At 59.1% G+C, this 25,252-nt stretch carries 25 protein-coding genes; 7 read left to right on the top strand and 18 right to left on the bottom strand.

Features of this window, described 5'->3' with window-relative positions:
* Positions 1-168 precede the first annotated feature (168 nt).
* On the top strand, positions 169-555 hold the full coding sequence (locus MDHKLMBL_RS07730) for a hypothetical protein (RefSeq protein WP_104270513.1): 387 nt from the start codon (positions 169-171) through the stop codon (positions 553-555).
* A 30-nt stretch (positions 556-585) separates the two neighbouring features.
* On the opposite strand, the gene MDHKLMBL_RS07725 is transcribed toward MDHKLMBL_RS07730, so the two are convergent.
* Together MDHKLMBL_RS07725 and MDHKLMBL_RS07720 are read right to left on the bottom strand one after the other, a co-directional pair.
* A complete protein-coding gene (locus MDHKLMBL_RS07725; protein WP_167450393.1) occupies positions 586-873 on the bottom strand; it encodes a hypothetical protein in 288 nt (95 codons plus the stop codon).
* An 89-nt stretch (positions 874-962) separates the two neighbouring features.
* Positions 963-1,610 (bottom strand): hypothetical protein, encoded by a 648-nt coding sequence (locus MDHKLMBL_RS07720; protein ID WP_104270511.1) that lies wholly within the window; start codon positions 1,608-1,610, stop codon positions 963-965.
* 130 nt (positions 1,611-1,740) lie between these two features.
* Here MDHKLMBL_RS07720 and MDHKLMBL_RS07715 point away from each other — a divergent pair, with 130 nt between their 5' ends.
* Positions 1,741-2,691: a hypothetical protein gene (locus MDHKLMBL_RS07715; RefSeq protein WP_141201903.1), complete on the top strand. Its 951-nt coding sequence runs from the start codon at positions 1,741-1,743 to the stop codon at positions 2,689-2,691.
* 93 nt (positions 2,692-2,784) lie between these two features.
* Positions 2,785-3,105, top strand: coding sequence for a hypothetical protein (locus MDHKLMBL_RS07710; RefSeq protein WP_014579209.1), 321 nt, complete (start codon positions 2,785-2,787; stop codon positions 3,103-3,105).
* Between the two features lie 11 nt (positions 3,106-3,116).
* On the opposite strand, the gene MDHKLMBL_RS07705 is transcribed toward MDHKLMBL_RS07710, so the two are convergent.
* The 6 genes from MDHKLMBL_RS07705 to MDHKLMBL_RS07680 all read right to left on the bottom strand — a co-directional run bounded on the left by MDHKLMBL_RS07705 (position 3,117) and on the right by MDHKLMBL_RS07680 (position 9,752).
* Complete coding sequence (locus MDHKLMBL_RS07705) at positions 3,117-4,919, bottom strand: AMP-dependent synthetase/ligase (protein WP_104270510.1); 1,803 nt, start codon at positions 4,917-4,919, stop codon at positions 3,117-3,119.
* Positions 4,916-5,725 (bottom strand): ABC transporter ATP-binding protein, encoded by an 810-nt coding sequence (locus MDHKLMBL_RS07700; RefSeq protein WP_053113832.1) that lies wholly within the window; start codon positions 5,723-5,725, stop codon positions 4,916-4,918. Before MDHKLMBL_RS07700 ends, MDHKLMBL_RS07705 begins: the two co-directional genes overlap by 4 nt.
* A gap of 8 nt (positions 5,726-5,733) precedes the next feature.
* Positions 5,734-6,942, bottom strand: a complete 1,209-nt coding sequence (locus MDHKLMBL_RS07695) for an ABC transporter substrate-binding protein (RefSeq protein WP_104270509.1) — start codon at positions 6,940-6,942, stop codon at positions 5,734-5,736.
* A gap of 71 nt (positions 6,943-7,013) precedes the next feature.
* Positions 7,014-8,057 (bottom strand): branched-chain amino acid ABC transporter permease, encoded by a 1,044-nt coding sequence (locus tag MDHKLMBL_RS07690; protein ID WP_014579205.1) that lies wholly within the window; start codon positions 8,055-8,057, stop codon positions 7,014-7,016.
* A gap of 1 nt (position 8,058) precedes the next feature.
* The gene (locus MDHKLMBL_RS07685; RefSeq protein WP_104270508.1) at positions 8,059-8,937 is read right to left on the bottom strand and encodes a branched-chain amino acid ABC transporter permease; all 879 of its coding nucleotides are present in this window, start codon (positions 8,935-8,937) and stop codon (positions 8,059-8,061) included.
* The gene (locus MDHKLMBL_RS07680) at positions 8,937-9,752 is read right to left on the bottom strand and encodes an ABC transporter ATP-binding protein (RefSeq protein ID WP_104270507.1); all 816 of its coding nucleotides are present in this window, start codon (positions 9,750-9,752) and stop codon (positions 8,937-8,939) included. The genes MDHKLMBL_RS07685 and MDHKLMBL_RS07680 overlap by 1 nt, the downstream gene beginning before the upstream one ends.
* Before the next feature lie 250 nt (positions 9,753-10,002).
* On the opposite strand from MDHKLMBL_RS07680, the gene MDHKLMBL_RS07675 reads away from it, so the two are divergent.
* On the top strand, positions 10,003-10,797 hold the full coding sequence (locus MDHKLMBL_RS07675; protein ID WP_104270506.1) for an enoyl-CoA hydratase/isomerase family protein: 795 nt from the start codon (positions 10,003-10,005) through the stop codon (positions 10,795-10,797).
* Here MDHKLMBL_RS07675 and MDHKLMBL_RS07670 read toward each other — a convergent pair.
* Positions 10,777-11,967 carry a GGDEF domain-containing protein gene (locus MDHKLMBL_RS07670; protein ID WP_104270505.1) on the bottom strand — a complete coding sequence of 397 codons (1,191 nt, stop codon included), beginning with the start codon at positions 11,965-11,967 and terminating at the stop codon, positions 10,777-10,779. The genes MDHKLMBL_RS07675 and MDHKLMBL_RS07670 overlap by 21 nt on opposite strands.
* A 141-nt stretch (positions 11,968-12,108) precedes the next feature.
* On the opposite strand from MDHKLMBL_RS07670, the gene nfsA reads away from it, so the two are divergent.
* A complete protein-coding gene (nfsA, locus tag MDHKLMBL_RS07665; RefSeq protein WP_053113821.1) occupies positions 12,109-12,846 on the top strand; it encodes an oxygen-insensitive NADPH nitroreductase in 738 nt (245 codons plus the stop codon).
* Between the two features lie 3 nt (positions 12,847-12,849).
* Here the strand turns inward: nfsA and MDHKLMBL_RS07660 are convergent, their stop codons facing one another.
* From MDHKLMBL_RS07660 to MDHKLMBL_RS07645, 4 genes are read right to left on the bottom strand one after another with little or no spacing between them, the layout of a single operon-like run.
* Complete coding sequence (locus MDHKLMBL_RS07660; protein ID WP_104270504.1) at positions 12,850-15,666, bottom strand: FAD-binding and (Fe-S)-binding domain-containing protein; 2,817 nt, start codon at positions 15,664-15,666, stop codon at positions 12,850-12,852.
* Positions 15,663-16,334, bottom strand: coding sequence for a LutC/YkgG family protein (locus tag MDHKLMBL_RS07655; protein ID WP_104270503.1), 672 nt, complete (start codon positions 16,332-16,334; stop codon positions 15,663-15,665). Before MDHKLMBL_RS07655 ends, MDHKLMBL_RS07660 begins: the two co-directional genes overlap by 4 nt.
* The gene (locus MDHKLMBL_RS07650) at positions 16,331-17,782 is read right to left on the bottom strand and encodes a LutB/LldF family L-lactate oxidation iron-sulfur protein (protein ID WP_104270502.1); all 1,452 of its coding nucleotides are present in this window, start codon (positions 17,780-17,782) and stop codon (positions 16,331-16,333) included. The genes MDHKLMBL_RS07655 and MDHKLMBL_RS07650 overlap by 4 nt, the downstream gene beginning before the upstream one ends.
* Positions 17,779-18,618, bottom strand: a complete 840-nt coding sequence (locus MDHKLMBL_RS07645) for a (Fe-S)-binding protein (protein ID WP_104270501.1) — start codon at positions 18,616-18,618, stop codon at positions 17,779-17,781. Before MDHKLMBL_RS07645 ends, MDHKLMBL_RS07650 begins: the two co-directional genes overlap by 4 nt.
* Positions 18,619-18,835: 217 nt before the next feature.
* Between MDHKLMBL_RS07645 and MDHKLMBL_RS07640 the strand changes: the two genes are divergently transcribed.
* Positions 18,836-19,612 carry a GntR family transcriptional regulator gene (locus MDHKLMBL_RS07640; RefSeq protein ID WP_041645971.1) on the top strand — a complete coding sequence of 259 codons (777 nt, stop codon included), beginning with the start codon at positions 18,836-18,838 and terminating at the stop codon, positions 19,610-19,612.
* An 18-nt stretch (positions 19,613-19,630) separates the two neighbouring features.
* On the opposite strand, the gene MDHKLMBL_RS07635 is transcribed toward MDHKLMBL_RS07640, so the two are convergent.
* The 5 genes from MDHKLMBL_RS07635 to MDHKLMBL_RS20885 all read right to left on the bottom strand — a co-directional run bounded on the left by MDHKLMBL_RS07635 (position 19,631) and on the right by MDHKLMBL_RS20885 (position 24,495).
* Complete coding sequence (locus tag MDHKLMBL_RS07635) at positions 19,631-20,371, bottom strand: ParA family protein (RefSeq protein ID WP_008177229.1); 741 nt, start codon at positions 20,369-20,371, stop codon at positions 19,631-19,633.
* Positions 20,372-20,538: 167 nt separating this feature from the next.
* Complete coding sequence (locus tag MDHKLMBL_RS07630; protein WP_104270500.1) at positions 20,539-21,294, bottom strand: putative 4-mercaptohistidine N1-methyltransferase; 756 nt, start codon at positions 21,292-21,294, stop codon at positions 20,539-20,541.
* Between the two features lie 37 nt (positions 21,295-21,331).
* Positions 21,332-22,162, bottom strand: a complete 831-nt coding sequence (eutC, locus tag MDHKLMBL_RS07625; protein ID WP_104270499.1) for an ethanolamine ammonia-lyase subunit EutC — start codon at positions 22,160-22,162, stop codon at positions 21,332-21,334.
* Positions 22,159-23,559 carry an ethanolamine ammonia-lyase subunit EutB gene (locus MDHKLMBL_RS07620; protein ID WP_104270498.1) on the bottom strand — a complete coding sequence of 467 codons (1,401 nt, stop codon included), beginning with the start codon at positions 23,557-23,559 and terminating at the stop codon, positions 22,159-22,161. Before MDHKLMBL_RS07620 ends, eutC begins: the two co-directional genes overlap by 4 nt.
* 69 nt (positions 23,560-23,628) lie before the next feature.
* Complete coding sequence (locus MDHKLMBL_RS20885) at positions 23,629-24,495, bottom strand: Nmad3 family putative nucleotide modification protein (RefSeq protein ID WP_158254277.1); 867 nt, start codon at positions 24,493-24,495, stop codon at positions 23,629-23,631.
* A 70-nt stretch (positions 24,496-24,565) separates the two neighbouring features.
* Here MDHKLMBL_RS20885 and MDHKLMBL_RS07605 point away from each other — a divergent pair, with 70 nt between their 5' ends.
* Positions 24,566-25,222 carry a metallophosphatase domain-containing protein gene (locus MDHKLMBL_RS07605; protein WP_092031176.1) on the top strand — a complete coding sequence of 219 codons (657 nt, stop codon included), beginning with the start codon at positions 24,566-24,568 and terminating at the stop codon, positions 25,220-25,222.
* Positions 25,223-25,252: the final 30 nt, after the last annotated feature.

Genomic DNA, 25,252 nt, shown 5'->3' with positions numbered 1-25,252 from the left:
TTGTTTACACTCCTGACCAGTCTCTCTGCATCACAGGTGAGCTAAACCGTACGTTGCTTGCAGCAATTCGGAGTTGTCGGGTCACAAAGTTTTGCCCGGATCCAGTTAACCTCTTTGCCTAACCTGCTCGTAGGTTTTAGTGTATTCAACGTACGAGCAAGGTGAGTCATGAAGGACACCAAGCTGGCTCTGTTCATCGCAGCAATCCTGATTGTACTGGCGGCCGCGACGCGGGAGGAACCGTCTGCCTCTGAAAGCTGGGCGACGACCCGGGTTGTTCCTCTGGCCTTTGCAGAGGAGCTCGGCGCCGATCAGTGGCCACCTTCGATGAAGAATCGGTTTCTGAACGACACGGAAAACCAGATCAGAATGAGTCAGCCTGACAGGGTAATGCGTGATGACCGCGGCCCTGATGAGTGGCTGCCGTCTTCAGGTCAATGCGATTACATGGGCAGGTTCATGGCGGTGATGGAGCGCTACCAGCTCCACCACCGCGAGCCCCAATGGCGGGGCTGGCAAACCAAACGACAGCGCTGCTACACCCAGTTTCAGTAGACGCAGCCTGCCGCTCCTCAGCCAAGCGGCCTAGCGCTTGTTGTCAGGGCCAATCAGATCGGAAAGCCGCTCGCGCAGGCTGTCGATGTTGTCTTCACCGCTCTGTTTGAGCTCATCCAGTTTCTTGCGGCCATCCGAGATTTTATCTTCAACCGAACGCAACGTATCCGAGGCGCTCTGCTGGATATCCGCACTCGCCTTCTCGTTCTCGGCTTCAGCTTCTTTGGCTTTGGCCTTGGCTTTCAGGGAATCGGCTTGCTTTTCCCATTCTTCCAGCTGGGTTTCGGCCTTTTTGATCAATTCGTCTTTCAGTGACATAAATGCCTCCATTGCGCAAATAGCGAGCGATCGCCCATCCTCAAGAAATAAAAGTGGAAACGCAACCCGGACCCAACTGAATAGCTGCCTCAGTCCGATTTTGACGATTGATCCGAGCTATCGGACTCAGAACTGCCCTTGCGCTCGGGCTGCAATTCCTCTTCAACCCAGCGTCTCACCTGGTGTCGATCCTTCCGGCGCACCAGCTGCTCGCTGTGAATGTTCCGCGGGAAGATCTGGGGCCAACCCTCGTGGTTAAGAGAAAAGCTGCGCCGTACACCCACCGGATACTTCGTGGGCCCGTGGATCACGGCGGCCCGGATTTCAACGCCGGTGATGTCCTCGAACAGGTAATCGCTTTCGCTTTCTTCACTGCGACGTCCCAGGATGATGTTCCTGAACGAGCCCAGCACCAGATACCCACCGGGCTGTAACGGGCCCTGGCGCAGCACCTGATGCACGTTGGCATCATCCGCGCCGACACGGCGATAGTCGGTCACCGTCATGATTTTCTCTTCGCCCGCGCGGGTGTAGAGAACCACCTGCACACACTGCACGTGCACCGTTTCCTTGCCCATGTTCACCAGCAGACACAGGGCATCCGGGTTTTCGTTCTGGGCGTGATGAATAATAAGGTATGGGCGATTATTTCGTTTGTACTGCAGGAAAAACAGCTGGAAGTAGACAATCCAGACGACCGCCATGATGGCGCTGCTGACAGGAGCGATGTAATCCATGTATCCGTTCCCTCTCATCCATATGCATCAACACGCTAGCTCGCTTTACCTGATTTTTACACCCCGTTGACGGAGCCTTCCCGAAAACCCTGCGATGATCCTGAATAACAGGATAGATTCGGAGTCGTTTATGGCAACCATCAAAGCCATGCTGATACTCGGTGTTCTCTTGCTCGCATTGACCGGGTGCAAGGTCACCACCTCTGACAGTCATCATTACCCGGATTCCGGGGGCTTCGTGTCCGGGCTTTTCTACGACGCACGGGATACTGGCAGGCTCTACCCTACGAGTTCCTGGTCACTCACCCGCTATACCGAAGCATGCCAAAATGAACCTCTGTATTTCGAAACCCATAGCGGTCGGGTGCGGGTCTATGGCTCGCCGGCCTACAGCGAGACCTCGTTCCGGGCCGCGGCTTCAGAGCTTGAGCGTCGAATCGACGGCGTACTGGCCCGGTTCCAGTTGCGCTGGTCCGAATTTGTCCAGGACCGCAGCGCCGCAGTTGCCTATCCCCGCCAGGTAATCGGTTGCCTCAGCCCGGAGGTGTCGCACAGCGAGTTTGTGTCTGCCTCGATGGCCGCCGTGGCGTTCAATCCTTACTACGGCCAGTGGCCCTACGAGACGGGAAACACCGTCGCCCACGAACTGGCCCATTTCGTACAGCAAAACCTGTCACGGTATGACGCCAGTTACAGTCTGCTGCCTTATTGGTTTGCAGAGGGACAGGCCGTTGTTGTGGCAGGAGAGCCAATTGCCGAGGTCTATCAGCACTATGACTACGATCCTCTCTGGGACGTGACTCCCGGTGACACTGCAAACTTCCCCTATCGGTTCGAGCATTACGGGCTAGCCTACCGCTACCTGGAAAAGGCCAATGGCGCCCTTGCGATGACGGTATTACTGGAAATGGTGCAGGTGCTTGACTGGGATGGCGGATCCTATGGTGAGATCAGCACCGGAGAGTCCCGGGCCTTTGTAGAAGCATTCAATTCGGCAAATCTGGTAGACCACAGGAATAACTATCTGAGTTTCCAGAGATTTCAGAGTGACTACCACGACCTTCTGAACGGCAGTTATTAACCGGCACGGGCCTGAACTGGATTAAATCTGTCCAATCAGGGATAATTTCGAAGGTTTTCAACCAGTACTGTTGTCGTTGGGTAGTCTCTGGTCATGACCATTTACAGTGTTCTTCAATTAGTTATTTTTTCTGTCCTGTTGTTTAACACCGTGCACCTGATGCCGGCCTTCGGCCGTCTGCTCAGGGGGGCAGAATCGGCTTTCCAGTCCGGGTATTTGTGCGCCATGCTCACCATGCGCCTGGCCCGCAACATTCTGGGCCTGATCCTGGTAACCGCCAGCACCGCGCCCAACCCGGAAATTCACGCCCTGGTGCCCAAGGGTATCCTGCTGTTCCTGGTTCTGGCACTCATTAACGCCGCCCTGACCCAGTACATGGAACGAATCCGGGTGGAAGAGGGCGCCCGTTTCTAGGCGCCTCGCTGTCAGGCGTAAAGCGACTCGATCACCTCGGTATATTTCTCGTAGATATTGCTCCGGCGGACTTTCATGGTCGCCGTTACCTCGTCATCGTCGTGGTCCAGTTCCTTCGTCAGCAAGTGGAAGCGTTTGATCTGCGCCACCTGTGGTAGCTGCTCGTTGCCCTTGTTTACTTCTGCCTGGATGAGGTCATTCACCTGCGGCTGCTCGGTCAGGCTCCGGAAGGTGGTGTAGGCAATGCGCTCCTGCTCTGCCCACTTTGCCACCGTATCGAAATCAATCTGGATCAGCGCAGACACATATTTTCTGGCCTCACCGATCACAATGCATTCCTTGATATAGGGACTGGCCTTGATGGTGTTTTCGATTTCCGTTGGTGAAAGATTCTTGCCGCCGGCGGTGATCATGATGTCTTTCAGACGGTCGACGATCTTTAGCTGGCCATCCCGCCATTCACCCACGTCACCGGTGTGCAGCCAGCCATCCTTCAAAGTTGAAGCCGTGGCCTCGTCGTTCTTGTAATATCCCTTGAACATGCTGCCACCGCGCATGATGATCTCGTTGTGCTCCCCAAGCGTTACCTCAACCCCGGACACAGGCACACCCACGGTTCCCAAGCGCACGTCATCAACGGGTTGCGCCGTGGCAACGCCGGTGCTTTCCGTCTGGCCGTATACTTCTACCAGGGGAATGCCGATGGTCCGGAAGAACTCCAGTATGCCGGTTGATATAGGGGCTGCCCCGGTGAGCGCAATACTGCATCGGCGCAGGCCGATAAAATTCTGCAAGGCGCGCAACACAAGCCAGTAACTGATGCCATACAGGCATTTCTCCTTCAGGTTCCAGTCTGCGCGGGGTTTCGTGGCCATAGGCGAACACACCCGGATTGCCCATTTGAACAATGCCTGCCGCAAACGCCCGGTCTCCTGAATCTTGATGTAGATGGACGAGTGCAGTTTCTCCCATATCCTCGGCACCCCCAGGAAAAAGGTCGGCGCAATCTCCCGCAAATCCTCCTGAATGGTCCGCAGGCTCTCGCCGAAGCTGACCGTACTGCCCACATAGACCGGTGCAATGTTGGTAAAGGCCTGCTCTGCAACGTGGCAAAGCGGCAGATAGGAAAGGCTCGAGCCGTGTTCGTCCGCCTGCAACAGCTCAATAAGCCCCGGCGCCGCGGCATGAAGGTTGTGCCAGCTGATCATTGCCCCCTTGGGTCGGCCGGTGGACCCGGAGGTATAGATCATCAGGGCGGTGTCATCCATTTGCTGGCTGTCCAGCAATTCATCCACCAGGTTGGGATGCTGCGTTTCGAATTCCCGGCCCCTCGCCTCGATATCCTCGAATGCCGACGGCGGCTCCGGGTAATAGCGCAGGCCCTTCATATCGATGGCAATGCAGTGTTTCAGCTTGGGCAAATCTGGCCAGGCCTCCAGCACCTTGTCGGTCTGTTCCTGATCTTCGCAGATCACAAATTCCGCGTCGCTGTGCTCCAGAACATAAGCCACTTCGTTCCAGGGGCTGGTGGGATAGACCCCGACACAGATGCCCTGCACCAGGCCGATGCCCATCTGGCCGATGACCCACTCCACCCGGTTTTCCGAGATAATGGCCACGTGGCCACCCGGTTCGAGCCCCATGGCACGCAGCCCTAGCCCGAAGTGCCGGGCCCGCCGGTAATAATCCTGCCAGGAATAGGCCTGCCAGATACCGAAGTCCTTCTGGCGAAGGGCCAGGGCGTCCGGCCGCTCCCGGGCGTGTGCCCGGAGCATCTGTGTCAGCGTGAGGTCAGGGATGGAAGGCATTGTCATGACAGCCACCGTTTACGGCGTTTGTAGTGCTTGATGTCTCGATAACTGCGGGCCTCACCTTCCTTGCCACCCACACCCAGATAGAATTCCTGAACATCTTCATTCGCAGTGAGTTTTTCTGCCGGGCCATCGATCACGATCTTGCCGTTTTCCATGATGTAACCGTAGGACGCAATCGCCAGTGACACCGCGGCATTCTGTTCCACCAGAAGAATGGCAGTCCCCTGCTCCCGGTTGATTCTGGCCACGATGGTAAAGATCTCTTCCACCAGCAGCGGCGCCAGGCCAAGGGACGGCTCATCCAGCATGATCAGGTCCGGCTGTGCAATCAGCGCCCGACCCAGGGCCAACATCTGCTGCTCGCCGCCGGAGAGGTAACCGGCCAACTGCTTGCGGCGCTCCTTCAGTCTCGGGAAATAGTTATAAACCAGCTCATAGCTGTCACTCAGGGACGGCTTACTGCCACTGAGCGCGTAGGTGGCGGCAATCAGGTTCTCCTCAACCGTGAGGTCCTCGAACACTCGTCGGCCTTCCATGACATGAAAGAGTCCGTCGCGCACAAGCCGCTCCGGCGGAACACCTTTTACATCCTTACTCCTGAAGCGTACTTCGCCGGCAGTGACCTCTCCGTCTTCCAGGGTCAGCAGCCCTGAGACGCTTTTGAGGGTGGTGGATTTACCAGCACCGTTGGAGCCGAGGAGCGCCACAATGGCCCCCTTCGGCACCCGCAGTGACAGGCCCCGAAGGACCTGCACTGACTTGTTGTAGACCACCTCGATATTATCGATTTCCAGTAAGGCTTCCATACAGCCCCTCAGTCGAGGTGGATCCAGTCCGACACGGGCTCATAGCGGCCTTCGTCGGCATTGACCCGCCAGATACGACCGACCGGGAACGACATGTTCTTCGCAGTAACAGGAATACCAATAATGCCGCCGGTGTCCCAGTCCTTGATGGAAGCCAACGCCTCAGCCATGTTATCCGCGTTCAGCTCCTTGCCAGCATCCAGGGTGCGCTTGATCACTTCGGTCCAGACCATGGCGTTAAACCAGCCCTGTATGTAACCGGTGGGGCGGTATCCGGCCTCCGGATCGCTCTTCTCGGCCTGGGCCCTCAGGGCTTCCAGCATCGGGCCACCCTCCTCGCTGTCGTAGTAGTTGTAGGGCATCACACCCATGTATCCATCCGCATCCGCGCCCATCTTGTCGATGATCAGCTTGTCGGAGGACCAGAAAGTACCCATGAACTGGGTATCCAGGCCCATCTGGCGCATCTGCACCATGAATTCGTTGATCGGTGACAGCACATAACCGTGGAAGACCACGTAATCGGGACGCACCCGACGCAGTTTCAGCACCTCGGCAGAGACGTCGACACTGCCGGGCTTGGTGACAATTTCTTCCACCACTTCGATGCCCAGCTCGGCAGCGCGGGCCTTGCCATTCTCTATCGGGTCCTTGCCAAATTCGGTATCGCTGTAGACAAACGCCACGTTCGGCATATCGCCGCCTTCACCCTGGGATGCGATGTACTCGAGGATGATGCCGAACATCTGGCTGTAGTTCGGCCCCGGAATGAACTGGTACGGATAGGTTTCGTTGTCGGTCAGCACGGTAGCGAAGGACGCGCCGCTCATAAGCGTGTTGCCCTGGCTGTTGAGCTCCGAGGCGATGGCCTTCATGAAACCGGTGCTGTCGCCGTAATAGGTGGCCGGCGAGCTGCTGCCGGAGATCTTCTTGAAAGCCGCGACCGAACGGTCCACCTCATAGGCAGTGTCTTCCATGACGTATTCCACGGGATGACCATTGATGCCGCCCTGGCTGTTGATCCAATCGGTGTAGTCGGTGAGACCGGCATGGAGGTGAATACCGGCAAAGGCAAAGACACCGGAAAGCGGTATGGAGCCACCGAACACGATGGGCTCTTTGTCCTGAGCCATCGCCGGGGCAGCAACTGTCAGTGCAGCGACCAGGCTACCAAGCCCGGCAAGCCGGCGACCTTTTTCGAGGATGTTTCTGAACATGTTTCTTCTCCTTGCTGCTTCTTGTTGTTGGTGGTGCATGGGTTCCAGGTAGAGAACCCGTTGAAACACGATTAATTCCTGAACGGCCACAGGCGGAAGAAGCGACGGATCCGGTGCCAGATCTCCGCCAGGCCGTGGGGCTCGAAGATCAGAAAGCCCACGATCAGGGCGCCAAAGATGATTTCCAGCATCGGCGACATGAACACCGGCGCATTCGGATAGAAGGGCGTCAGCGCCGCGGTAAGCAGCTTCAGGGCTTCCGGCACCAGGGTCATAAAGGCGGCGCCAAGAATGCCACCCAGCAAGTTCCCCATACCGCCGACGATCACGGCCGCCAGATAGAAAATGGACATGGAAAGCGGAAAGCTCTCTGGCGTGACCACCCGATAGAAATAGGCGAACAGGCCGCCGGCGATCCCGGCATAGAACGAGCTGAGCGCAAACGACATCAGCTTGTAACGCAGCAGGTTGATCCCGAGAATCTCGGCGGATATATCCCGGTCACGAATGGCGATAAAGGCCCGGCCAATCCGGGTTCTGAACACGTTGCGGGCCGCCAGCACCATCAACACCGCCAGAGGCACGATGATAAAATACATCATGAAATCGCTCTGGAAGGTCAGACCGAACAGGTGCGCCGGTTCCAGGCTCAAGCCACCCATCCCGCCGGTTACCGATTCCCACTCGGCGAAGATGAAATGCAGGAACACGCTGGCCGCGAGAGTCGCGATGGCCAGATACAGACCTTTGACGCGAAGCGAGGGCAGGCCTACGAGGATACCGACGGCGGCTGCCATGAGGCCGGCCAAAACCAGGGTCACCGGAAAAGGCAATGCGGTGTTAATCGACAGCCAGGCAACGGTGTAGGCGCCAACACCCATAAACCCGGCCTGCCCAAGGGAGATCAATCCGGTAAAACCGGTCAGGATGTTGAGACCGGTAGTACTGATCACCGCGATGCCCACCAGGCACCCCAGGTACAGCAGATAGGAGTCCACCACAAAAGGGAATACCAGCAAGATCAGCAGGAAGAATCCCAGCCACAGTTTCTGGGTCTGGCTGGTCCAGATTGCCTCATCGGCCTCGTAACTCTGTTTTGCGTCACCGATGCGCATCTTACACTCGCTCTATTTCGTGGGTGCCGAACAGGCCGTAGGGGCGAATCACCAGGATGATCGCCAGCACCAGGAAGGTGGCCGGCATCCGGTATTCACCGCCCAGATAGGCGCCAGCTACCGTCTCCAGCCAGCCGATGAACACGCCGGCCACCAGGGCGCCGAGAATACTGTCCAGGCCGCCTACGATCACCACCACAAGAACACTCAGGCCAATGATCCCGAACTGCGGGCTGAGCCCCCCGGTGGCCGCCACCAGCACACCTGCCAGGGATGCCGCAAGAGAGCCAAACACCCACGCCATGTTGAACACCCGGCGCACATTGATGCCCATGGAATAGGCTGCCGCCTGATCTGAGGCGGTGGCTCGCAGGGCCACGCCACCCCGGGAGAACCGGAAATACAGCAGGTAGACGATCAGCAGGGCCGACCCGATAAGAAAGCCGTAGGCAATTTTTGGGGCCAGGTACAGCTCGCCAATAAACACCGGCTCGCGAGGCAGGAAATTGGGTAGCAACTGCGGATCCGCCGTCCAGACGAACTCCACCAGACCCACCAGGATGCTCGCAATGCCGATGGTCACCATCACCACTGAAATCGGCGACTCGCCCAGCATCGGCCGGATCATGGTCTTTTCAATGACGCCACCGAGAATACTGCCGCCGATGACAGCCAGCGGAAGGGCAATCCAGGGCGACATTTCCATGCCACCGGCAAACGCCAGGAACAGGTAGGCCGCGAACATCATGATCTCGCCGATGGCGAAATTGATCACCCTCGTCGCTTTATAGATGATCACAAAGCCCAGGGCGATGAGGGCGTAAAGGCCGCCCATGGCAAGGCCTGCCAGGCTGATTTCGCCGAAGAACAACCAATCCATCAGGCGGCCTCCCCCTCGGCATTGAGCTTTTTGCGAAGGCTCTCGATATCACTGTTGCCCAGGTAAGCCTTGATAACCTCGGGGTTGTTCTGAACGTCCGCAGGCAGGCCTTCAGTGATGACCTGACCAAAGTTGAGCACCGCGATGTGATCGGAAATATCCATGACCATGCCCATGTCGTGCTCCACCATCAGCACGGTGACACCCCACTCTTCCCGAATATCGAGAATGAAGCGGGCCATGTCTTCCTTTTCCTCCCGGTTCATACCCGCCACCGGCTCATCCAGCATCAAGACTTTCGGCTGCATGGCCAGCGCCCGGGCCAGCTCAACCCGCTTCTGAAGGCCGTAGGAAAGGCTCGCAACCGGCTGGCGACGGATGTGGTCTATCTCGAGGAAATCGATGATGCGCTCTTCCACATCCTTACGGACGGCCATTTCCTCACGCCGGGCCGGGCCAAAATAGGCCAGCGCACTGAGCAGTCCGCTCTTCATGTGCACGTGGGCGCCCAGCTTGATATTGTCCAGGACGGTCATACCCCGGAACAGGGCAATGTTCTGGAAGGTTCGGGCAAGGCCCAATGCTGCCCGTTTCGGCGGCTTGATACTGCCCGGCAGCGGCTGCCCTTGATAGCGGATGGTGCCCTGCTGGGGTTTGTAGAAGCCGGAGATGCAGTTGAACAGCGATGTTTTGCCGGCGCCGTTCGGGCCGATAATGGTTGTTACCGTGTTTTCAGGCACCCGGAAACTCACGTCCTGCAGCGCCTTCACACCACCAAACGACAGAGACAGGTTACTGATCTCAAGGATGCTCACTATACCTCCCGGCACCCCTGGCGCCGGGTACTCAGGCACGTGAACACGCCCTGCCGATACCCATCTTACGCCCGAAGATGATTGTAATTTTTGTTTTTTCTTGTCGTCGGGGTTAACCCCGATCCAGATTTAAAGTAGTCCATTCAGGCAACATTAGGCAAACCGCTCTATCCTGATACCCGAACGACAACCATCATCATTACGCAGGTTTCTGATCTTCAGACCTGCCGAACAGGGAGGGCGATTCATCATGACAGACACGCTGGTAACCACCGCTTTTGATGCCGGAACAGGGGTAGCCAGGTTGACCTTTAATCGCCCCGAAGCCCTGAACGCCATTAACGTGGCCCTCGCAGAGGCCTTTCTTGCGGCAGTCGAGCATATCAATAACCTTTCCGGCGTTCGGTGCATTGTCCTGGCAGGCGCAGGGCGAGCGTTCATGGCCGGCGGAGACGTGTCGAGCATGGCCGGAACGTCAGCGCAGGCAGGCAAAGCGATAGGCGCGATCCTGGATGCCGTGAATCCCGCCATCCTGCTACTTCGCAGCATGGACGCACCGGTTATCGCTGCGGTCAGGGGCGTCGCCGCCGGCGCAGGGCTCAGTCTCACGCTGATGGCCGATCTGGTGATCGCCGAGGAAGACGCGAAATTTCTGGTCGCCTACAACGGTATTGGCGCGGTTCCGGATTGCGGCGGCAGTTGGGCCCTGGCCCACAAGTTGGGCGCTGGTCGCGCGGCGGAGCTGATGTTGCTGGGACGCACCTTGAATGCCGGCGAAGCAAAAGACTGGGGAATGGTCAACGAGGTCGTCCCGGCCAGCGAATTCGAGAGCCGGGTGAACCGGATGATCGAAAAAGTCGCCAAGGGACCGACTCGGGCCTTCGGTGCCTTTCGCCGACTGATCGATCTTGCCAACGGTGACCGGTTGGCCGCCCATCTGGAGGCAGAGCGCGCGGCCTTCCTTGAAATGACCGGAACCGAGGATTTTGCCGAGGGCGTGTCGGCGTTTCTGGCCAAAAGGGCGTCAGTATTTCGCGGCTGCTGACGCCGTTACGAATTCGGCCCGATTGCGGCCATTGTCCTTGGCCTGATAAAGCGCCCTGTCCGCGGAAGCCATCACGTCTGAGAAGGCAGCATGTTCGAGAGCAAGAGAGGCGCCTCCGATGCTTGCCGACAGATGAACCGGAACACCGTCAACCTCGCGACCGGCCTCAACAATGCGCTGTAACAGCCGCCCGGTTACAGCTTCAATCGCCTCGCGGTTGTTATTACGAAGCACGGCCGCAAATTCTTCCCCGCCAACACGGCCAATGATGTCATCATCCCGGAGTTCCGCTTTCATCAGGTTCGCCACAATTCTCAGTACCTCGTCGCCAGTGGCGTGCCCCCAGCGGTCGTTGATCTGCTTGAAGTGATCGAGGTCGATCATGAGAACGGTGATCAGTGAGCGGTCTTCCCGCGCCTTTTCAAACGCCAGATTACCCTCCCGGTAAAAGGCCCGTCGATTGAACAGTTGAGTAAGGCCGTCCCGCTCTGCCAGCGCGACCAGGGCCTGTTCGGCACGGGTAAATGCCAGCAACGGAAGCGCCATGGCCGTCGCGCTCACCAGCAACAGGTGGTTCACCAGAATCAGTTTCAGCAGCCCGTGCAGATCCAGCGGGGCACTTCCTGTCACGGAGACCGCAATCACCAGTACCTGGGCCATCATGAGGGTACCGTGGATGCCGAACAGCGTTTGCAGGATCCGCAGCGGCAGCCGCGGTTTGCGTTCAATGTAAGCCAGACGATAGATCGCCAGGCTAAAGACCAGTGCCGAGAACAGTGCCGTCAGGAATCTGGCAGCCACCGGATCCCATCCTGTACTCACAACCAAACCGAACAGATAGAGTAGAGACGCTCCGTACAAAAAACGGGAGGAACCTCGGGTGCCAGCCATGGGCAACTGCATCAGGGCATGTATCCCTGCGAGGAGCAACAAGGGAGACCCGCCAAGCGCCAGATGAACCGTAAACTGCATGAGCCCGGGCGCTTCGGTTATCTCATTAACTACCGCTAACGCCGTGCCCGCCACAAAAGTAAGACAGGCCAGTGCCCAGAGCAGGAAACAACGTTCACGGTGGCGAAGATGGTAGATTGCCCAGAGCATGCCGCCGATCAGGAGGTTAATCATAATCGAAGTGACCAGCAGCGTTGGCAGGTGCATGTTCAGATCCATAAAGGCACAGCGTTCCAGGCTATACAATGGGATTCGTCAGGGTATCAGCTTCCCGCCCAGGCCTGCGCACGTGCCATGTAGCGTTTGGTATGATAATTGTCACAGATTGACTCGACATCCATGCACTCACTGCGAGATCCCATGAATCCGACCATAGACCTTCTGAAATCCCATCGTTCGATACGCAAATTTACCGGCAAGAAAATTCCCGAGGACCTGCTCCGGGAGTTGATCCGCGCCGGCCAGTGCGCCGCCACCTCGAACCACGTGCAGGCGTATTCAATCATTCACGTGATTGATCCGGACAACCGCCGGAAAATCGCCGAACTCGCGGGCGGACAGGACTACATCGCCGATTGCTCGGACTTTCTGGTGTTCTGTGCCGACATGCGGCGCTCTACCGATGCCGCCGGACGGGCCGGGGCAGACGTGGTGCGGGGGATGACTGAGCAGCTTCTGGTTGCCACCATCGACACCAGCCTGATGGCCCAGAACGTGGCCATCGCCGCGGAATCAGAGGGGCTGGGTCTGTGCTATATCGGGGGCATACGCAACAACCCCGCGGACATTAGCGAAATTCTCCGGCTTCCCGAACATGTCTATCCGGTGTTCGGTATGTGCCTGGGCTACCCGGACCAGAACCCGGAGGTGAAGCCACGCCTGCCGGTGGAGGCGATTCTCAGGGAAGATTACTATTCCGATGCACGGGACGAGGAGCTGGTCGCCGGGTTCGATCGCACCATGAACGAGTACTATCGGGAACGCACCGGTGGCAACAAGGACACTACCTGGTCCGAGCAGCTCAAGCCGCTGTTCACCTCGAAACTGCGACCGCACATGCGCGACTTCCTGCGCAAATGCGGCTTCGAGATGAAATAACCGCTAGGTCGTTGCTCGCGGCCTCGTGACCCGGTCAACCAGATACACGAGGCCGTGATAGTCGATACCGCTGTGCCGGCTGAGCCCGATTTCGCAGGTTCGGCTGGTGGATATTCCTTCCTCGCAGCCGGCCGTCTGCTCTGCCAGTGTCTTCAGAGAATGGGCATTCAGCTCGGGCACATTGAAACCCTTGTCGCCGGCAAAGCCACAGCAGTGGATACCCTCGGGCACCACCACCTGGGTGCTGCACCGCCGGGCGATATCGATCAGTCCCTGCGACTCCCCAAGGTGCTGGGTGCTGCAGGTGACGTGCACCGCCAGCGGGGTCTGCTCCGGCTCGAAGTCCAGACGCTCGTAGAGATGATCCCGAATGAACCGGACAGGATCAAACAGCGTCAGGCCGGCTTCTTCGGCGGCTTCGCGGATCTGCAGTGTGCAGGGGCTGGTGTCGCAGTAGATCGGATCAACGCCATTCCGGCTGGCCCGCAACAGCGCCGAAATCAGCTCATCTTTCTTGGTCGCCGCCTGGTCCGGATAGCCCTTGGAGGCAAATGGCTGGCCACAACACAAGCTGTCCAGGGCCTCCGGATACATCACCTGGTAACCGCCCTTCTCCAGCAGCCGCCGGGTCACTTCGATCAGCGGTTCCTGCTCCTTATCGCCCCGCGCCGGACCCATGGTCCGGGACACACAGGCCGCCAGATACACCACCCGGGGCCGGCCATCGGACGGTCCCGGCGCGTTCGGTGAAACAAACCGCACCGGCTGGGGCAGACTCGGATCCCACTGGGCGACCCGACCACCAGACACCTTTCGAACGCCGCCACTGAGCCGGGTCAGCAGTGGCGCACCCAACAGTCTTTCGGCCATTGATGCGCTGGCCAGCACAAAACGGGTGGCTTTCAAGGCGCCGGCAAAATGCTTTGCCAACTGATTGGCCACGGATTGACCGGTGGCCTTTTCACTGCGCAGCTTGCGTACCAGATCGCCGGTATTGATACCGACCGGGCATCGCTGGGCACAGAGACCGGTCGCGGCACAGGTATCCAGACCGTGATACTGGTAGGCCTTCTCCAGTTCAGCCGTGTCGTCACCGGCACGGCGGCGAGCCTGGATGTCCCGCCAGATCACGATGCGCTGACGGGGCGACAGAGTCAGCCCTTCAGATGGACACACCGGCTCACAGAAGCCACATTCGATGCACTTGTCCACCAGCGGATCCGCCTCCGGAAGAGGCTTCAGATTCTTGAGGTGGATCTGCGGATCTTCCGAGAGCACCACGTCCGGATTAAGCAGGTTCTCAGGGTCCAGCAGCCGCTTGATCTGCCACATCAACTGCCAGGCATCATGCCCCCATTCCAGTTCCACGAAGGGCGCCATGTTACGACCGGTGCCATGTTCCGCTTTCAGAGAACCGCCGAATTCCACGGCAACGAGTTGTGCCACATCCTGCATGAAAGCTTCGTAGCGAGCGACTTCCGCAGGGTCGTCGAAGCCCTGGGGGAATACAAAGTGCAGGTTGCCCTCCAGGGCGTGGCCAAAGATGATCGCGTCGTCATAACCATGCTTGACGAACAGCGACTGGAGGCGGGTGACCCCCTCGGATAGCTGATCAATCGGGAAGGTCACATCCTCGATGATCACGGTGGTGCCGTTCGGTCTGACTGCCCCCACGGCAGGGAAGGTACCCTTACGAATGGCCCACAGCTGATCAGACACTTTGGCGTCGCGGGTGAAATCCACCCGCTGCTCCAGCGGGAATTCAGCGAGGCACGCCCTGATCCGGGTCAGCTGCTCATCCAGAACCTGCGAAGACGACGCCCGTGTCTCCACCAGCAACGCGCAGGCGCTTTCCGACAGATCATGAATCCAGTCCGGCAGGCCCGGCTTGTCCTGCACCGAACGAAGGCTGCGTCGATCCAGCAGTTCCACCGCCGCCACAGGCTGAGAGCGCAGTGCCGACGCTGCCCGGCAGCAGCTCTCCGCATCCCGGAACACCAACAGGGCCGTGGCTTTGTCAGGGTATTCGGGAACGGTGTTGTAGGTTACCGCGCTGACGAAACCCAGCGTGCCTTCGGAGCCCACCATCAGGTGCGTCAGGATGTCGAGTGGGCAGGTAAAATCCACCAGGGCGTTCAGGGACAGGCCGGTGGTGTTTTTCAGGCGGTATTTATGACGAATACGCTCCGCCAGCTCCGGATTCTCCCGGGTATTGATAGCCAGCTTTTTCAGGGCCGCCAACAGATCACCGTGGCTGTCGCGAAACGCCGAAACGCTTGCCGGATCCTCGGTATCCAGCACTGCCCCGTCGGCCAGCACCAGCCGCATACCGGCCAGCGTGTGGTAGCTGTTCTGGGCGGTGCCACAGCACATACCGCTGGCATTGTTCGCAACAATGCCGCCAATCTTGCAGGCGTTGATGGACGCAGGATCCGGTCCGATCTTGAAGCCCTTGGGTGCTAACCAGGCATTCGCCTGAGCGCCAATCACACCCGGTTGCAGACGAATCTGGCGGCCTTCTTCCCGGATGTCGTGGCCGTTCCACTGATCGCCCAGAACAATCAGGATCGAATCACTGATCGCCTGTCCGGAAAGGCTGGTACCGGCGGCCCGGAAGGTCACCGGCACCTTGTGACGGCGGGCGATGGCCAGCAGATCGACAACCTCTGCTTCATCCTGAACCCGCACCACTACCTTTGGGATCAGGCGGTAGAAACTGGCGTCGGTTCCGAACGCAAGGGTGGACACCGGATCGTTAAAGACCCGGTTTTCGGGAATCCGTTGCCGGATATCGGCCAACACTTCCGGGGTAAAAGTCATGCGTCCTCCAGAACCAGCACAATGAGCTCACGGGGGCCGTGGGCGCCATAGGCCAGCACCTGTTCGATGTCCGCGGTCTTGGACGGGCCAGACACCAGCAGAACATTTGTGGGCAGCCCGGCCGCCCAGTCCTGAGCCACCATCATGTCATACAGATTGTCGTGAATCTCGCTGGCCTTGAGCAGGGCAATATGTACCGGCGGCACCAGGCTCATCAGCCGCGGTTCATTGCGGTCCGGCCAGAGCACGAGCGTGCCGGTGGCGGCAATACCGCCAAGGGTGCCGGTCAGGCTGGCCTCCACGTTCCAGAACAGCTCTTCTTTCCAGGCTTCCACCGGCTGATCGTAGGCCAATAACTCGACCTTCTGCTCCGTGGCCTCGAAGTAAGCCTGCAGCGCCCGGCCATGTTCTTTCGACGGGGCGCACAACAGGTTGGTGAGGTTGCGTTTGTTCAGAAGTTCGGCCACCAATTCCGGCCAGTTGTCAGACCGGCACTGATGCACTTCAGTGTGGACCGCTTCCATCAGGCTACGCAACCGGTCGATCCGGTCTTCCGGCGCGTACCGCCAGGGGGCAGTAACAAGCCGCTCATCAAACTCGTCGGGGCGGGGCGTCGTGCCGGCGAGGCTGTTTCTCAATTTGCCAAGGATGTTCGCGCGGGCGCTCATGATGGCCGACCTCCGTTCTGGTCAAGGTGCCGGGCCGCCAGATCATGCAGGGAGCGGCGGGCGGGCACCGGCGCACTGTGATTCTCGGTCCAGGGGCCGGCTTTTTTCGGGGCCAGCACCCGGAATCGGGTCGCTGCCCAGAGAAAACTGCGATACAGCGCCGGCCGGGTATTCAGCATCTGCCAACCACGCCAGATCCACCGTTCCGTCCGGGAATATTTGGCGCCGCCACCTTTCACCTGCTGCGGTTGCTCCGGGTTTTTCACGTTCTCCTGACGTAGGCGCTGCAGAAGTTCAGGAATGGGAATCTTGACCGGACAGACCTCGCCGCAGGCTCCGCACAGAGAGGAAGCACTGGGATGGTCCGGCACCTTGTCCAGTCCAGCCATGTGCGGCGTGATGATCTTGCCAATGGGGCCTGGGTAGACCTCACCGTAGGTGTGGCCGCCCACCCGGGTATACACTGGGCAGTGATTCATGCAGGCGCCGCAGCGGATGCAGTTCAGGGTCTGGCGCATCTGGGCATCGGCAAAAGCGCCGGTGCGGCCGTTATCCAGCAGCACCAGGTGCACCTCTTCCGGACCATCCAGCTCGTCGGGCTTGCGGGGGCCGGAGATCAGGTTCACGTAGGTGGTAATGGGCTGACCGAGGGCCGAGCGCGTCAGCAGGGACACCAGGGGCACCACGTCCCTCAGGTTCGGCACCACTTTTTCAATGCCTGTTACCGCAATGTGCACGGGCGGCGCCGTCGTGCTCATGCGCCCGTTGCCTTCGTTTTCCACCAGCAGCAAGGTGCCGGTTTCGGCGATGGCGAAGTTCACTCCGGAAACACCCACATCCGCTTCCATGAATTTCCGGCGCAGGGTCCGGCGACCAATCTGGATCAGTTGGTTAACGTCTTCGGTCTCCGGCTCGCCCAGTTTGTCGTGGAACAGCTTGGACACCTGCCGCGCGTTCTTGTGGATCGCCGGCATGATGATGTGGGAGGGCTTTTCGTTGTCGAGCTGAACAATGTATTCCCCCATGTCGGATTCCAGGCATTCGACGCCCCGCTCCGCCAGGTAGTCGTTCATCTCCATTTCTTCGCTGACCATGGACTTGCCTTTCACCACCTGGCTGCCCTTGCGGGCTTCGATGATGCCATGCACCAGGCTGTTGGCTTCCTCGACGGTCTCCGCCCAGTGAACCTTGACGCCGTTCTCCGTCAGCTTCTGTTCAAGCTGCTCCAGCAAATCCGGCAGACGGGAAAGGGCACCGGCCTTGATCCGGTTACCCAGTTCCCTCAGGCCTTCACGCTCGTCGGCATCTGGAAAGGCGTTGGCCCGCTTGGTCATCAGCGAGTCCATGGCCACACGGAAATTGTTGCGCAGCTGACCGTCCGCAAGGGCCTCTTCGGCGCGGCCCCGGAAGTCCGGGGTCAGCTCGGTAACCGGAATACGCTGACTCATGCCACCTCCCCTGCGTTGTCGCCGTTGGTGCGCTCCCAGAGGAAACTGGCCAGATGCCGGCCCCGGAAGCTCTCTTTCTGTTTCTCCAGCGACCCGTTGATGTTCATCAGGCAGCCGCCGTCGGCGGTCACCATTTCAACCGCGCCGGAGTCGATCAGCGAACGGGTCTTGTCTTTAACCATGGCCCCTGAAACTTCCGGCATTCGCACCGAGAAGGTGCCGCCAAACCCGCAGCATTCGCTTTCATGATCGTGATCAACGCGCTCCACCGCTTCGAGCTGTTGCAGAAGCTCGCGAGCATGGAGGTGGGTGTTCATTTCCCGGCGCGCTGAGCAGGAGGTGTGCAGTGCAATCTTGCTGGGCGCGCCCCGGTCTGCCAGCTGCACCCGGCAGACTTCAAGCAGGAACTCGGTCAGCTCGAAGGTGCGCTCGGCGAGCGCTTCTACCCGCTTGAGCGTGTCCGGCTCATCGGCAAACAACGCCGGGTAATGGTGCCGGAACATCCCGCCACAGGAGCCGGACGGCACCACGACCGGCAGACCCGATTGATCGAGGATATCCAGCTGGGCGCGGGCCACTGCCTTGGCCTCATCCCGATATCCGGAAGTCCAGGCGGGCTGCCCGCAACAGCTCTGCTCCTGGGGGAAATGCACGCGAACACCTTCCCGCTCCAGCAGGCGAATGGCATCCAGCCCGGCCTCAGGAAAGAAAAGATCCACCACGCAGGTACCGAACAGAGTGACCGCTTCCGGCTTCTCCGGGTAATGCCGGTCGGCTTCCCGCTCGGGCGATACCCGGGTGGCATTGGGAGCGGCATCGTAAAACAGCTGACTCATTGATTGCGCCTCAAGACAGTCTCAGACAGACAAACTGAAAATTGGTAATACCAATTGACATACAATAATAACCAAGGTATTCGAGACCGCTTGCTGATGTCAAAGTTTTCCGCAGCAGACTTCAGTCTAACCATCGCAGATACACCGGGACTTGGCCTGAATCGCGCCCTGTGGTATTGGTATTACCAATAAATTCTTGGACAGGAAATTCGTTCTTATGGACGTCGGACAGATCGCCCCACGCAGACTCGCGGACACCATCGTGGAACAGCTGGAAACGATGATTCTGGAAGGCACCCTGCAACCGGGCGAGCGGCTGCCCCCGGAACGGGTATTGTCGGAGCAGTTCGGCGTGTCCCGCCCTTCCCTGCGGGAGGCCATTCAGCGGCTGACCGCCAAAGGCCTTCTGATCAGCCGCCAGGGCGGAGGAAACTATGTCACTGAGTCCCTCGGCGGCAGTTTCAGCGATCCGCTGATTCCTCTGCTTGAAAACCGGCCAGACGCACAACGGGATCTACTGGAATTTCGCCGCACACTGGAGGCGGACTGCGCCTATTACGCAGCCTTGCGAGCGACAGAGGTCGACAGGGCTCACCTGAAAACCGCTTACGAGGCACTGCAAGCCTGCTATGGCAGCGACAGGAACCGGGACCTGGAAGCCGAAGGGGCAGCCGATGCCCGGTTCCACCTGGCGATTGCCGAGGCGAGCCATAACGTGATTCTCCTGCACACCATTCGAAACCTGTTCAACATGCTGAAAAGCAACGTGGTTACCAACATCGGTGGCATGTATCGAAGAGAGGCGGAGACCCGGCAGGGTCTGGTGGAACAGCACCGGATGCTGTACGAAGCCATCTCTGAAGGCAGGGCCGAGGAAGCCCGGGAACTGGCCGGCAAGCACATCCAGTACGTTCAGCAAGTACTCTCAGAACGCAGTGAGAGCCACCGCCGACTGGAGCGCTCCCTGCGGAGGGACAAGCTCGCCCGATCCTGAGCCCATGCGATGAGGGCCTCAGAGCAGGCGATTGATCTCCTTCCACAACCGGCGGTAGGCGTCGGCGGCCACCGAGCCGGGCGCCAGCAGTTCCACCGGCGTGCCCTCCTCACCCATCTTTTCCACCACACTGGCGTTCGGGATGATCGTTTTCAGGCCCTTGGGCAGAATCTCATCCTGGGCATTGATCAGTTCCCGGTGCAGGCCCTTCCGGCGGTCGGCCATGGAATAGAACGGGTGCAGCTTCGATGGCTTCAGCTTCTTGTCCCTGGCGAATTCCTGCAGCTGTTTCCAGCTGTTAAGTGACAGCCAGGTGGGAATCACCGGCACGAACACCTCGTCGGCCGCCTTCAGCACCTGCTCGGAAAGCCGGGACAGCGACGGCGGGCAATCCAGTACCACGAGACTGGTTTCTTCAGACAGCGGCGCCAGCCACTGTTTGATCAGGTTGCTGCCATCCTCCTGATCCAGCTTTACATCCAGGTTGCGGAAACTGGTGTGAGACGGGATGAAGTCGAGGTTTTCGTATTCACTCTGATGGATAAAGTCGGCGATGGGCGTCTTGCCTTTGAGCAAGTGCGAGAGCTTGTGCCCTTTCACCTCATCAGCCCCGGCCAGATACCAGCTGGAGGCGCCCTGGGGGTCAAGATCCCAGAGCAGTGTGGGATAGCCGGCCTGGCTGGCCAGATAGGCGATATTCACGGCGGCGGCGGTTTTGCCAACACCGCCCTTCAGACTGTAAAACGCAATGGTCCTCATCCTGTCAGATCCCTTAATCCAGGCATAAAAAAACCGGGGAAGTCCCCGGTTAAAGCATTCACACGATGCACAACACAATGCATGTCGTCCTGATGAGTTTTCAGGCTATGCTTTCCCGGTGACAGTTTGATGACAGCCTTCAGGCCATCCTCAAAATTCCCGCATCCTTACTGGCTTACTTTCTCCCAGACGGTCAGCTCGGAGAAGCTGTGCTGGAACTTGTTTCTCGTTTCCCTGATGACAAACGGCAGGCTCCAGGGTTCGAACAACAGCCGGAAATGGGGCGCCAATATCTCCTTGAGGCCGTCGAATGTCGAGAAATCTTCTCCGTTCTTCTTGAACCCGCCAACCCAGTGTTCCTTCGGCGTGTACTCTTCCAGCCAGGTATAGGGTGAGGCAATCACCAGAAGCCCGAGTTCGTTAATCCGCTCATGAATGGTCTCCAGAAACAGAGATGGCTGGTACAACCGGTCGATCAGGTTGCCTGCGAGTACCAGATCATACCCGGTGAACTGCGATGGCAGATCGCAGGCGTCGCCCTGATGAAAAGACACGCGCTCAGCGGCCTCCTCCAGCCCGAGGGACGCAAGAGACTGGTCCTGAAAGGTTACCAGCTCCCCCTCCTCCGGGCGCGCATAACGCACCCTTCTGTCGCGAGCGACTTCCTGGCATTTGTTGACGAACGCCCTGGAAAAATCAATGCCGTCCACGTGCCGGAAATGGCGGGCCAAATCAAGGCTGGTGCGGCCCACGGCACAACCAATATCCAGCGCACGATCCAGGGGCCTGCCATCCATCGCATGCATGGCAGCATCCGCCAGCGCCTTGGGGAAGTTGGCCTCTCCGTGCCACCGCTCGCCAAAGTGAAATTCCAGGTATTGGGCGAGTGTGGTGTCGTTTTCATAGTACTCGGCTTGCTGCAAGAGAATTCTCCTACCCTGAATGGTTCAACGGCTTCATCTAGCGTAACAGGAAGTTGCCAATACCCTGATCAATAACCGTCTCTTCCGAGCGATCCTTGAGAGGTACGCCGGAAACCTCCTGACGGCGAGCCTCCCTGAGCAAATACCCGAGCCGCCGGCTCGCCTCTTCGAACGACAACCCCGCCGGGCGGATATTGGATATGCAGTTTCGGCTGGCGTCAGTCAGTCCGGGCTCCGGTGCCCAGGTCAGGTAAAGCCCGAGGCTGTCCGGAGAACTCAGGCCGGGGCGCTCACCAATCAGAACCACAACACATCGGGCGTTAAGCCGGTGACCGACATCATCACCAATCGCAACCCGTCCCTGAGAGACAACGATCAGGGGCGCCAGTTCCCAGGTCTGATCATCGGCCTCAAGATTCGCCAGCAGCGCCTCGAGAAACCCCACGGCGTTTTCCTGTACGCCATAGGAGGACAAGCCGTCTGCGACCACGAGGGCCAGATCGACGGGTGAATCACCGGTGTGGCCCAGGCGGTCCAGCGCCTCACAGGATTTCTGGCTGAGCCTGCGCCCAAGATCCGGGCGTTGCAGGTAGGTTATCCGGTCGCTGGCCTGGCTTTGCAGATGAACCGGCTCATGGGGCAGTAACGCTTTTCTCCGCTCGGTCAGTTCGGCCAGGTCCTTCATCAACGCCGAGGTATCCAGTGGCAGATGGACCGCATCCCTTGCCTGGGCATGAGCGAGCTGAAACGCCAGCATCTCATGCGTGGGCAGGCTGATGCCGGCCCGGCCAAGACCAATCCGGGCATCGGTCCAGGCCGAGAGCCGGCGCCAGGGGTTGGCGATTACTGATGGCTTTTGGCCAGTCATGATCCGCCCCCTCCGGGTAAACTGGCCAGGCTTTTCCGGAAGGCTTCCGGCAATCCGTCTGCGGGCACCTTGCCCTCGCCATCCTGGAAAATCTGCATGCGGGTGAGCCACTGTTCGAATTCCGGCGCCGGCCGTTTGTCGAGCACCCGGCGAACGTAAAGGGCATCGTGAAACGAGGTGGTCTGATAGTTCAGCATGATGTCGTCGGAGCCGGGTATACCCATGATGAAATTACAGCCGGCCACGCCCAATAAAGTCAGCAGGTTGTCCATGTCGTTCTGATCGGCCTCGGCATGATTGGTGTAGCAGATATCACACCCCATTGGCAGGCCCAGCAACTTGCCACAGAAATGGTCCTCCAGCCCGGCCCGCGTGATCTCCTTACCGTCAAACAGGTATTCCGGCCCGATAAACCCGACCACGGTATTCACCAGAAGCGGCTCGAATTTGCGGGCCACGGCGTACGCCCTGGCCTCGCAGGTTTGCTGATCGACACCGTGATGGGCATCGGCCGACAGCGAGCTGCCCTGGCCGGTTTCAAAATACATCACGTTGTTACCCACTGTGCCGCGGTTGAGAGACAACGCTGCGTCCCGGGCCTCGGCCAGGGTGGCCAGATCAAACCCGAAACTCCTGTTCGTGGCTTCGGTGCCGCCAATGGACTGGAACACCAGATCCACCGGAGCCCTGTGCTCGATGGCTTCCAGGGTATTGGTTACATGGGTCAGTACGCAGGACTGGGTGGGAATCTCGTACTTGCGGATCACCTCATCCATCAACTGCAGCAGCCGGACACTCTGGGCCACGTTGTCCGTGGCAGGATTGATTCCGATCACCGCATCGCCGCTGCCATACAGCAACCCGTCCAGGATGCTGGCGGCAATACCTGTTATATCATCCGTGGGATGATTGGGCTGGAGCCGCGTCGACATCCGCCCCGGCAGGCCGACGGTGCTTCGGAAAGCGGTTTGCACCCGGCATTTCTGCGCGACCAGGATCAGGTCCTGGTTGCGCATGATCTTGCACACAGCCGCCGCCATCTCCGGAGTTATCCCGGCGCGGATGCGCACCAGCATCTCGGGCGTGGCCAGATCGCTCAGCAACCAGTTCCGGAAGTCGCCCACGGTCAGGTGGGAAACCGGCTCAAAGGCCCCGACATCGTGGTCGTCGAGAATCAACCGGGTAACCTCATCCTGCTCGTAGGGGACGAGGGCTTCAGTCAGAAAGGTCTTCAGGGGCAACTCGGCCAGAGCCATCTGGGCCACCACCCTTTCCTCGGCGGTATGGGCGATGACGCCGGCCAGCCGGTCACCTGAGCGCGCGGGCGTTGCCTTCGCCATTAACTCTGCCAGCGTTGCAAACTGCCATCGCCGGTTTCCCAGACTGTACCGATACATTGCCCTCTCCCTGAGGTTCAAACTCCTACTATCTTAGGTGAATATCACCCGGGCAGATCAATAGCACGGTTAGTTTTCGGTGGGCGACCCTGTTCTGAGCAATCCCGTGAGCCAGTCCGTCAGCTCGGGATAAGCGTCGAGATCGAGCACGAATTCCTGCCCCCTGGCAGCACAAGACAGATAGCACCAGGGCGGTTCCAGGCACCACCGGTCCGGCCTGGTGTGATAGCTCAGGGGAGGCCGTTTATCGCCAGGATAAAACCCGGCGGGCAGGCGCCACCGGGTGGGCAGACGGCTCTGGGGGTCGGTCAGGACCAGCTCCTCGCGAAGCTCTGGAAACACGCCACTGCCGGACCAGACCTCTGCGCCGCCTGCCAATCGAAACGACAGTGAGGACGTGTAGAGCGTATTGCCTGGATCCGGCTCACCGTGGCGGTGCGGATGATACCGGGCCCATGGCAGGGCATCCGGAGCCAGTTCGTCAACAGTATGAACCCGGTCGATATGAAGCCACCCCCAGAGGGCATGGAACGGCCGGGTTCCGGGCACAAAACGCCAGCGCCGGTTATGCATTTCGGCGTGGCGGAAAACGCCGAAGAACAGAAAAAGATCTCCCGGCTCAACGCCCTGATTGCGAAGGTGCCCCTGGGCTGAGCCAGTCTGACCCAGCAGAGGTCGCCAGCCTTCTCCGCGGGGGTAGGCACTCGCTATCAGATCCGGATCCAGGTGGGCACCGTGACTACCCCGGATTCGGCCACCGGTGAGATCCCGGGCAATCTTGCCGAGCCTGCGTTTGTGGAAAACCACATCGTCATAGCGGATTCGGGACCGGGTATCAGGAATAGGCAAAACGCACAGCGAGCCATCCGGCAGGACCGGGCTGGGACATCCACCGGCAGAAGAATCAAATCCTTTTCGGCTGAGGATCAATCGCATGGCATTACTCGAAAAGCATGAAGGCTGAACGGGCGGTAAATGCTATCTTAGACAAAACAAAAATGCGCGAATGTCACTGACCGGAACCGCCAACACCATGAGAATTGTCTGCATCTCCGACACCCACAGCATGCACCGCCAGATCCAGGTTCCGGACGGCGACCTGTTGATTCACGCCGGGGATTCCCTCGGGGTTGGCACACTGGACGAACTCGAGGATCTGGACCAGTGGTTCTCGGAGCTGCCCCATACCAACAAGATACTGATTGCCGGAAACCACGACTGGTGTTTCCAGGACGAACCGGCAGAGGCCCGGGAACTGGTGCGTAACGCTCATTATTTGCAGGACAGCCCGTTGGAGCTTGCCGGCCTGAAGTTCTGGGGCAGCCCGTGGACGCCAGTGTTCTTCAACTGGGCATTCAATCTGGAACGGGGCGATGCCATTGCCGAGCGCTGGGCCCGCATCCCCGGAGACACCGATGTCCTGATCACCCACGGGCCTCCCGCGGGTGTTCTCGACAGAATCGAGTCTCCCTCTGGCATCGTGCGCCCTGGCTGTGAGGCCCTGGCCGAGCGGATCGCAAGACTGTCCCTGAAACTCCATATCTTTGGCCATATTCACGAAGGCCACGGCGAAGAACAGATTGGCGATTGCCTGTGCGTAAACGCCAGCACCTGTAACGGCAGTTTCAAACCGCTGAACCCGCCGATTGTGATCGATCTATAGCACCGTTCGCGGCTAATCTTGAAACAGGCG

This window comes from Marinobacter flavimaris (assembly GCF_002933295.1).
In the GTDB taxonomy this organism is placed as follows: domain Bacteria; phylum Pseudomonadota; class Gammaproteobacteria; order Pseudomonadales; family Oleiphilaceae; genus Marinobacter; species Marinobacter flavimaris.
Note: the sequence above shows the minus strand (reverse complement) of the source record. Positions and strands in the feature narration are given on the sequence as shown.

What these genes read in the sequence shown, in the direction of transcription:
- MDHKLMBL_RS07605 (WP_092031176.1), top strand. Translation starts at nt 24,566, where the DNA reads ATGTCACTGACCGGAACCGCCAACACCATGAGAATTGTCTGCATCTCC.
- MDHKLMBL_RS07635 (WP_008177229.1), bottom strand. Translation starts at nt 20,371, where the DNA reads ATGAGGACCATTGCGTTTTACAGTCTGAAGGGCGGTGTTGGCAAAACC.
- MDHKLMBL_RS07730 (WP_104270513.1), top strand. Translation starts at nt 169, where the DNA reads ATGAAGGACACCAAGCTGGCTCTGTTCATCGCAGCAATCCTGATTGTA.
- MDHKLMBL_RS07650 (WP_104270502.1), bottom strand. Translation starts at nt 17,782, where the DNA reads ATGAGTCAGCGTATTCCGGTTACCGAGCTGACCCCGGACTTCCGGGGC.
- nfsA (WP_053113821.1), top strand. Translation starts at nt 12,109, where the DNA reads ATGAATCCGACCATAGACCTTCTGAAATCCCATCGTTCGATACGCAAA.
- MDHKLMBL_RS07695 (WP_104270509.1), bottom strand. Translation starts at nt 6,942, where the DNA reads ATGTTCAGAAACATCCTCGAAAAAGGTCGCCGGCTTGCCGGGCTTGGT.
- MDHKLMBL_RS07725 (WP_167450393.1), bottom strand. Translation starts at nt 873, where the DNA reads ATGTCACTGAAAGACGAATTGATCAAAAAGGCCGAAACCCAGCTGGAA.
- MDHKLMBL_RS07660 (WP_104270504.1), bottom strand. Translation starts at nt 15,666, where the DNA reads ATGACTTTTACCCCGGAAGTGTTGGCCGATATCCGGCAACGGATTCCC.
- eutC (WP_104270499.1), bottom strand. Translation starts at nt 22,162, where the DNA reads ATGACTGGCCAAAAGCCATCAGTAATCGCCAACCCCTGGCGCCGGCTC.
- MDHKLMBL_RS07685 (WP_104270508.1), bottom strand. Translation starts at nt 8,937, where the DNA reads ATGGATTGGTTGTTCTTCGGCGAAATCAGCCTGGCAGGCCTTGCCATG.
- MDHKLMBL_RS07640 (WP_041645971.1), top strand. Translation starts at nt 18,836, where the DNA reads ATGGACGTCGGACAGATCGCCCCACGCAGACTCGCGGACACCATCGTG.
- MDHKLMBL_RS07690 (WP_014579205.1), bottom strand. Translation starts at nt 8,057, where the DNA reads ATGCGCATCGGTGACGCAAAACAGAGTTACGAGGCCGATGAGGCAATC.
- MDHKLMBL_RS07710 (WP_014579209.1), top strand. Translation starts at nt 2,785, where the DNA reads ATGACCATTTACAGTGTTCTTCAATTAGTTATTTTTTCTGTCCTGTTG.
- MDHKLMBL_RS07670 (WP_104270505.1), bottom strand. Translation starts at nt 11,967, where the DNA reads ATGGATCTGAACATGCACCTGCCAACGCTGCTGGTCACTTCGATTATG.
- MDHKLMBL_RS07700 (WP_053113832.1), bottom strand. Translation starts at nt 5,725, where the DNA reads ATGGAAGCCTTACTGGAAATCGATAATATCGAGGTGGTCTACAACAAG.
- MDHKLMBL_RS07715 (WP_141201903.1), top strand. Translation starts at nt 1,741, where the DNA reads ATGGCAACCATCAAAGCCATGCTGATACTCGGTGTTCTCTTGCTCGCA.
- MDHKLMBL_RS07675 (WP_104270506.1), top strand. Translation starts at nt 10,003, where the DNA reads ATGACAGACACGCTGGTAACCACCGCTTTTGATGCCGGAACAGGGGTA.
- MDHKLMBL_RS07655 (WP_104270503.1), bottom strand. Translation starts at nt 16,334, where the DNA reads ATGAGCGCCCGCGCGAACATCCTTGGCAAATTGAGAAACAGCCTCGCC.
- MDHKLMBL_RS07720 (WP_104270511.1), bottom strand. Translation starts at nt 1,610, where the DNA reads ATGGATTACATCGCTCCTGTCAGCAGCGCCATCATGGCGGTCGTCTGG.
- MDHKLMBL_RS07705 (WP_104270510.1), bottom strand. Translation starts at nt 4,919, where the DNA reads ATGACAATGCCTTCCATCCCTGACCTCACGCTGACACAGATGCTCCGG.
- MDHKLMBL_RS07645 (WP_104270501.1), bottom strand. Translation starts at nt 18,618, where the DNA reads ATGAGTCAGCTGTTTTACGATGCCGCTCCCAATGCCACCCGGGTATCG.
- MDHKLMBL_RS07620 (WP_104270498.1), bottom strand. Translation starts at nt 23,559, where the DNA reads ATGTATCGGTACAGTCTGGGAAACCGGCGATGGCAGTTTGCAACGCTG.
- MDHKLMBL_RS20885 (WP_158254277.1), bottom strand. Translation starts at nt 24,495, where the DNA reads ATGCGATTGATCCTCAGCCGAAAAGGATTTGATTCTTCTGCCGGTGGA.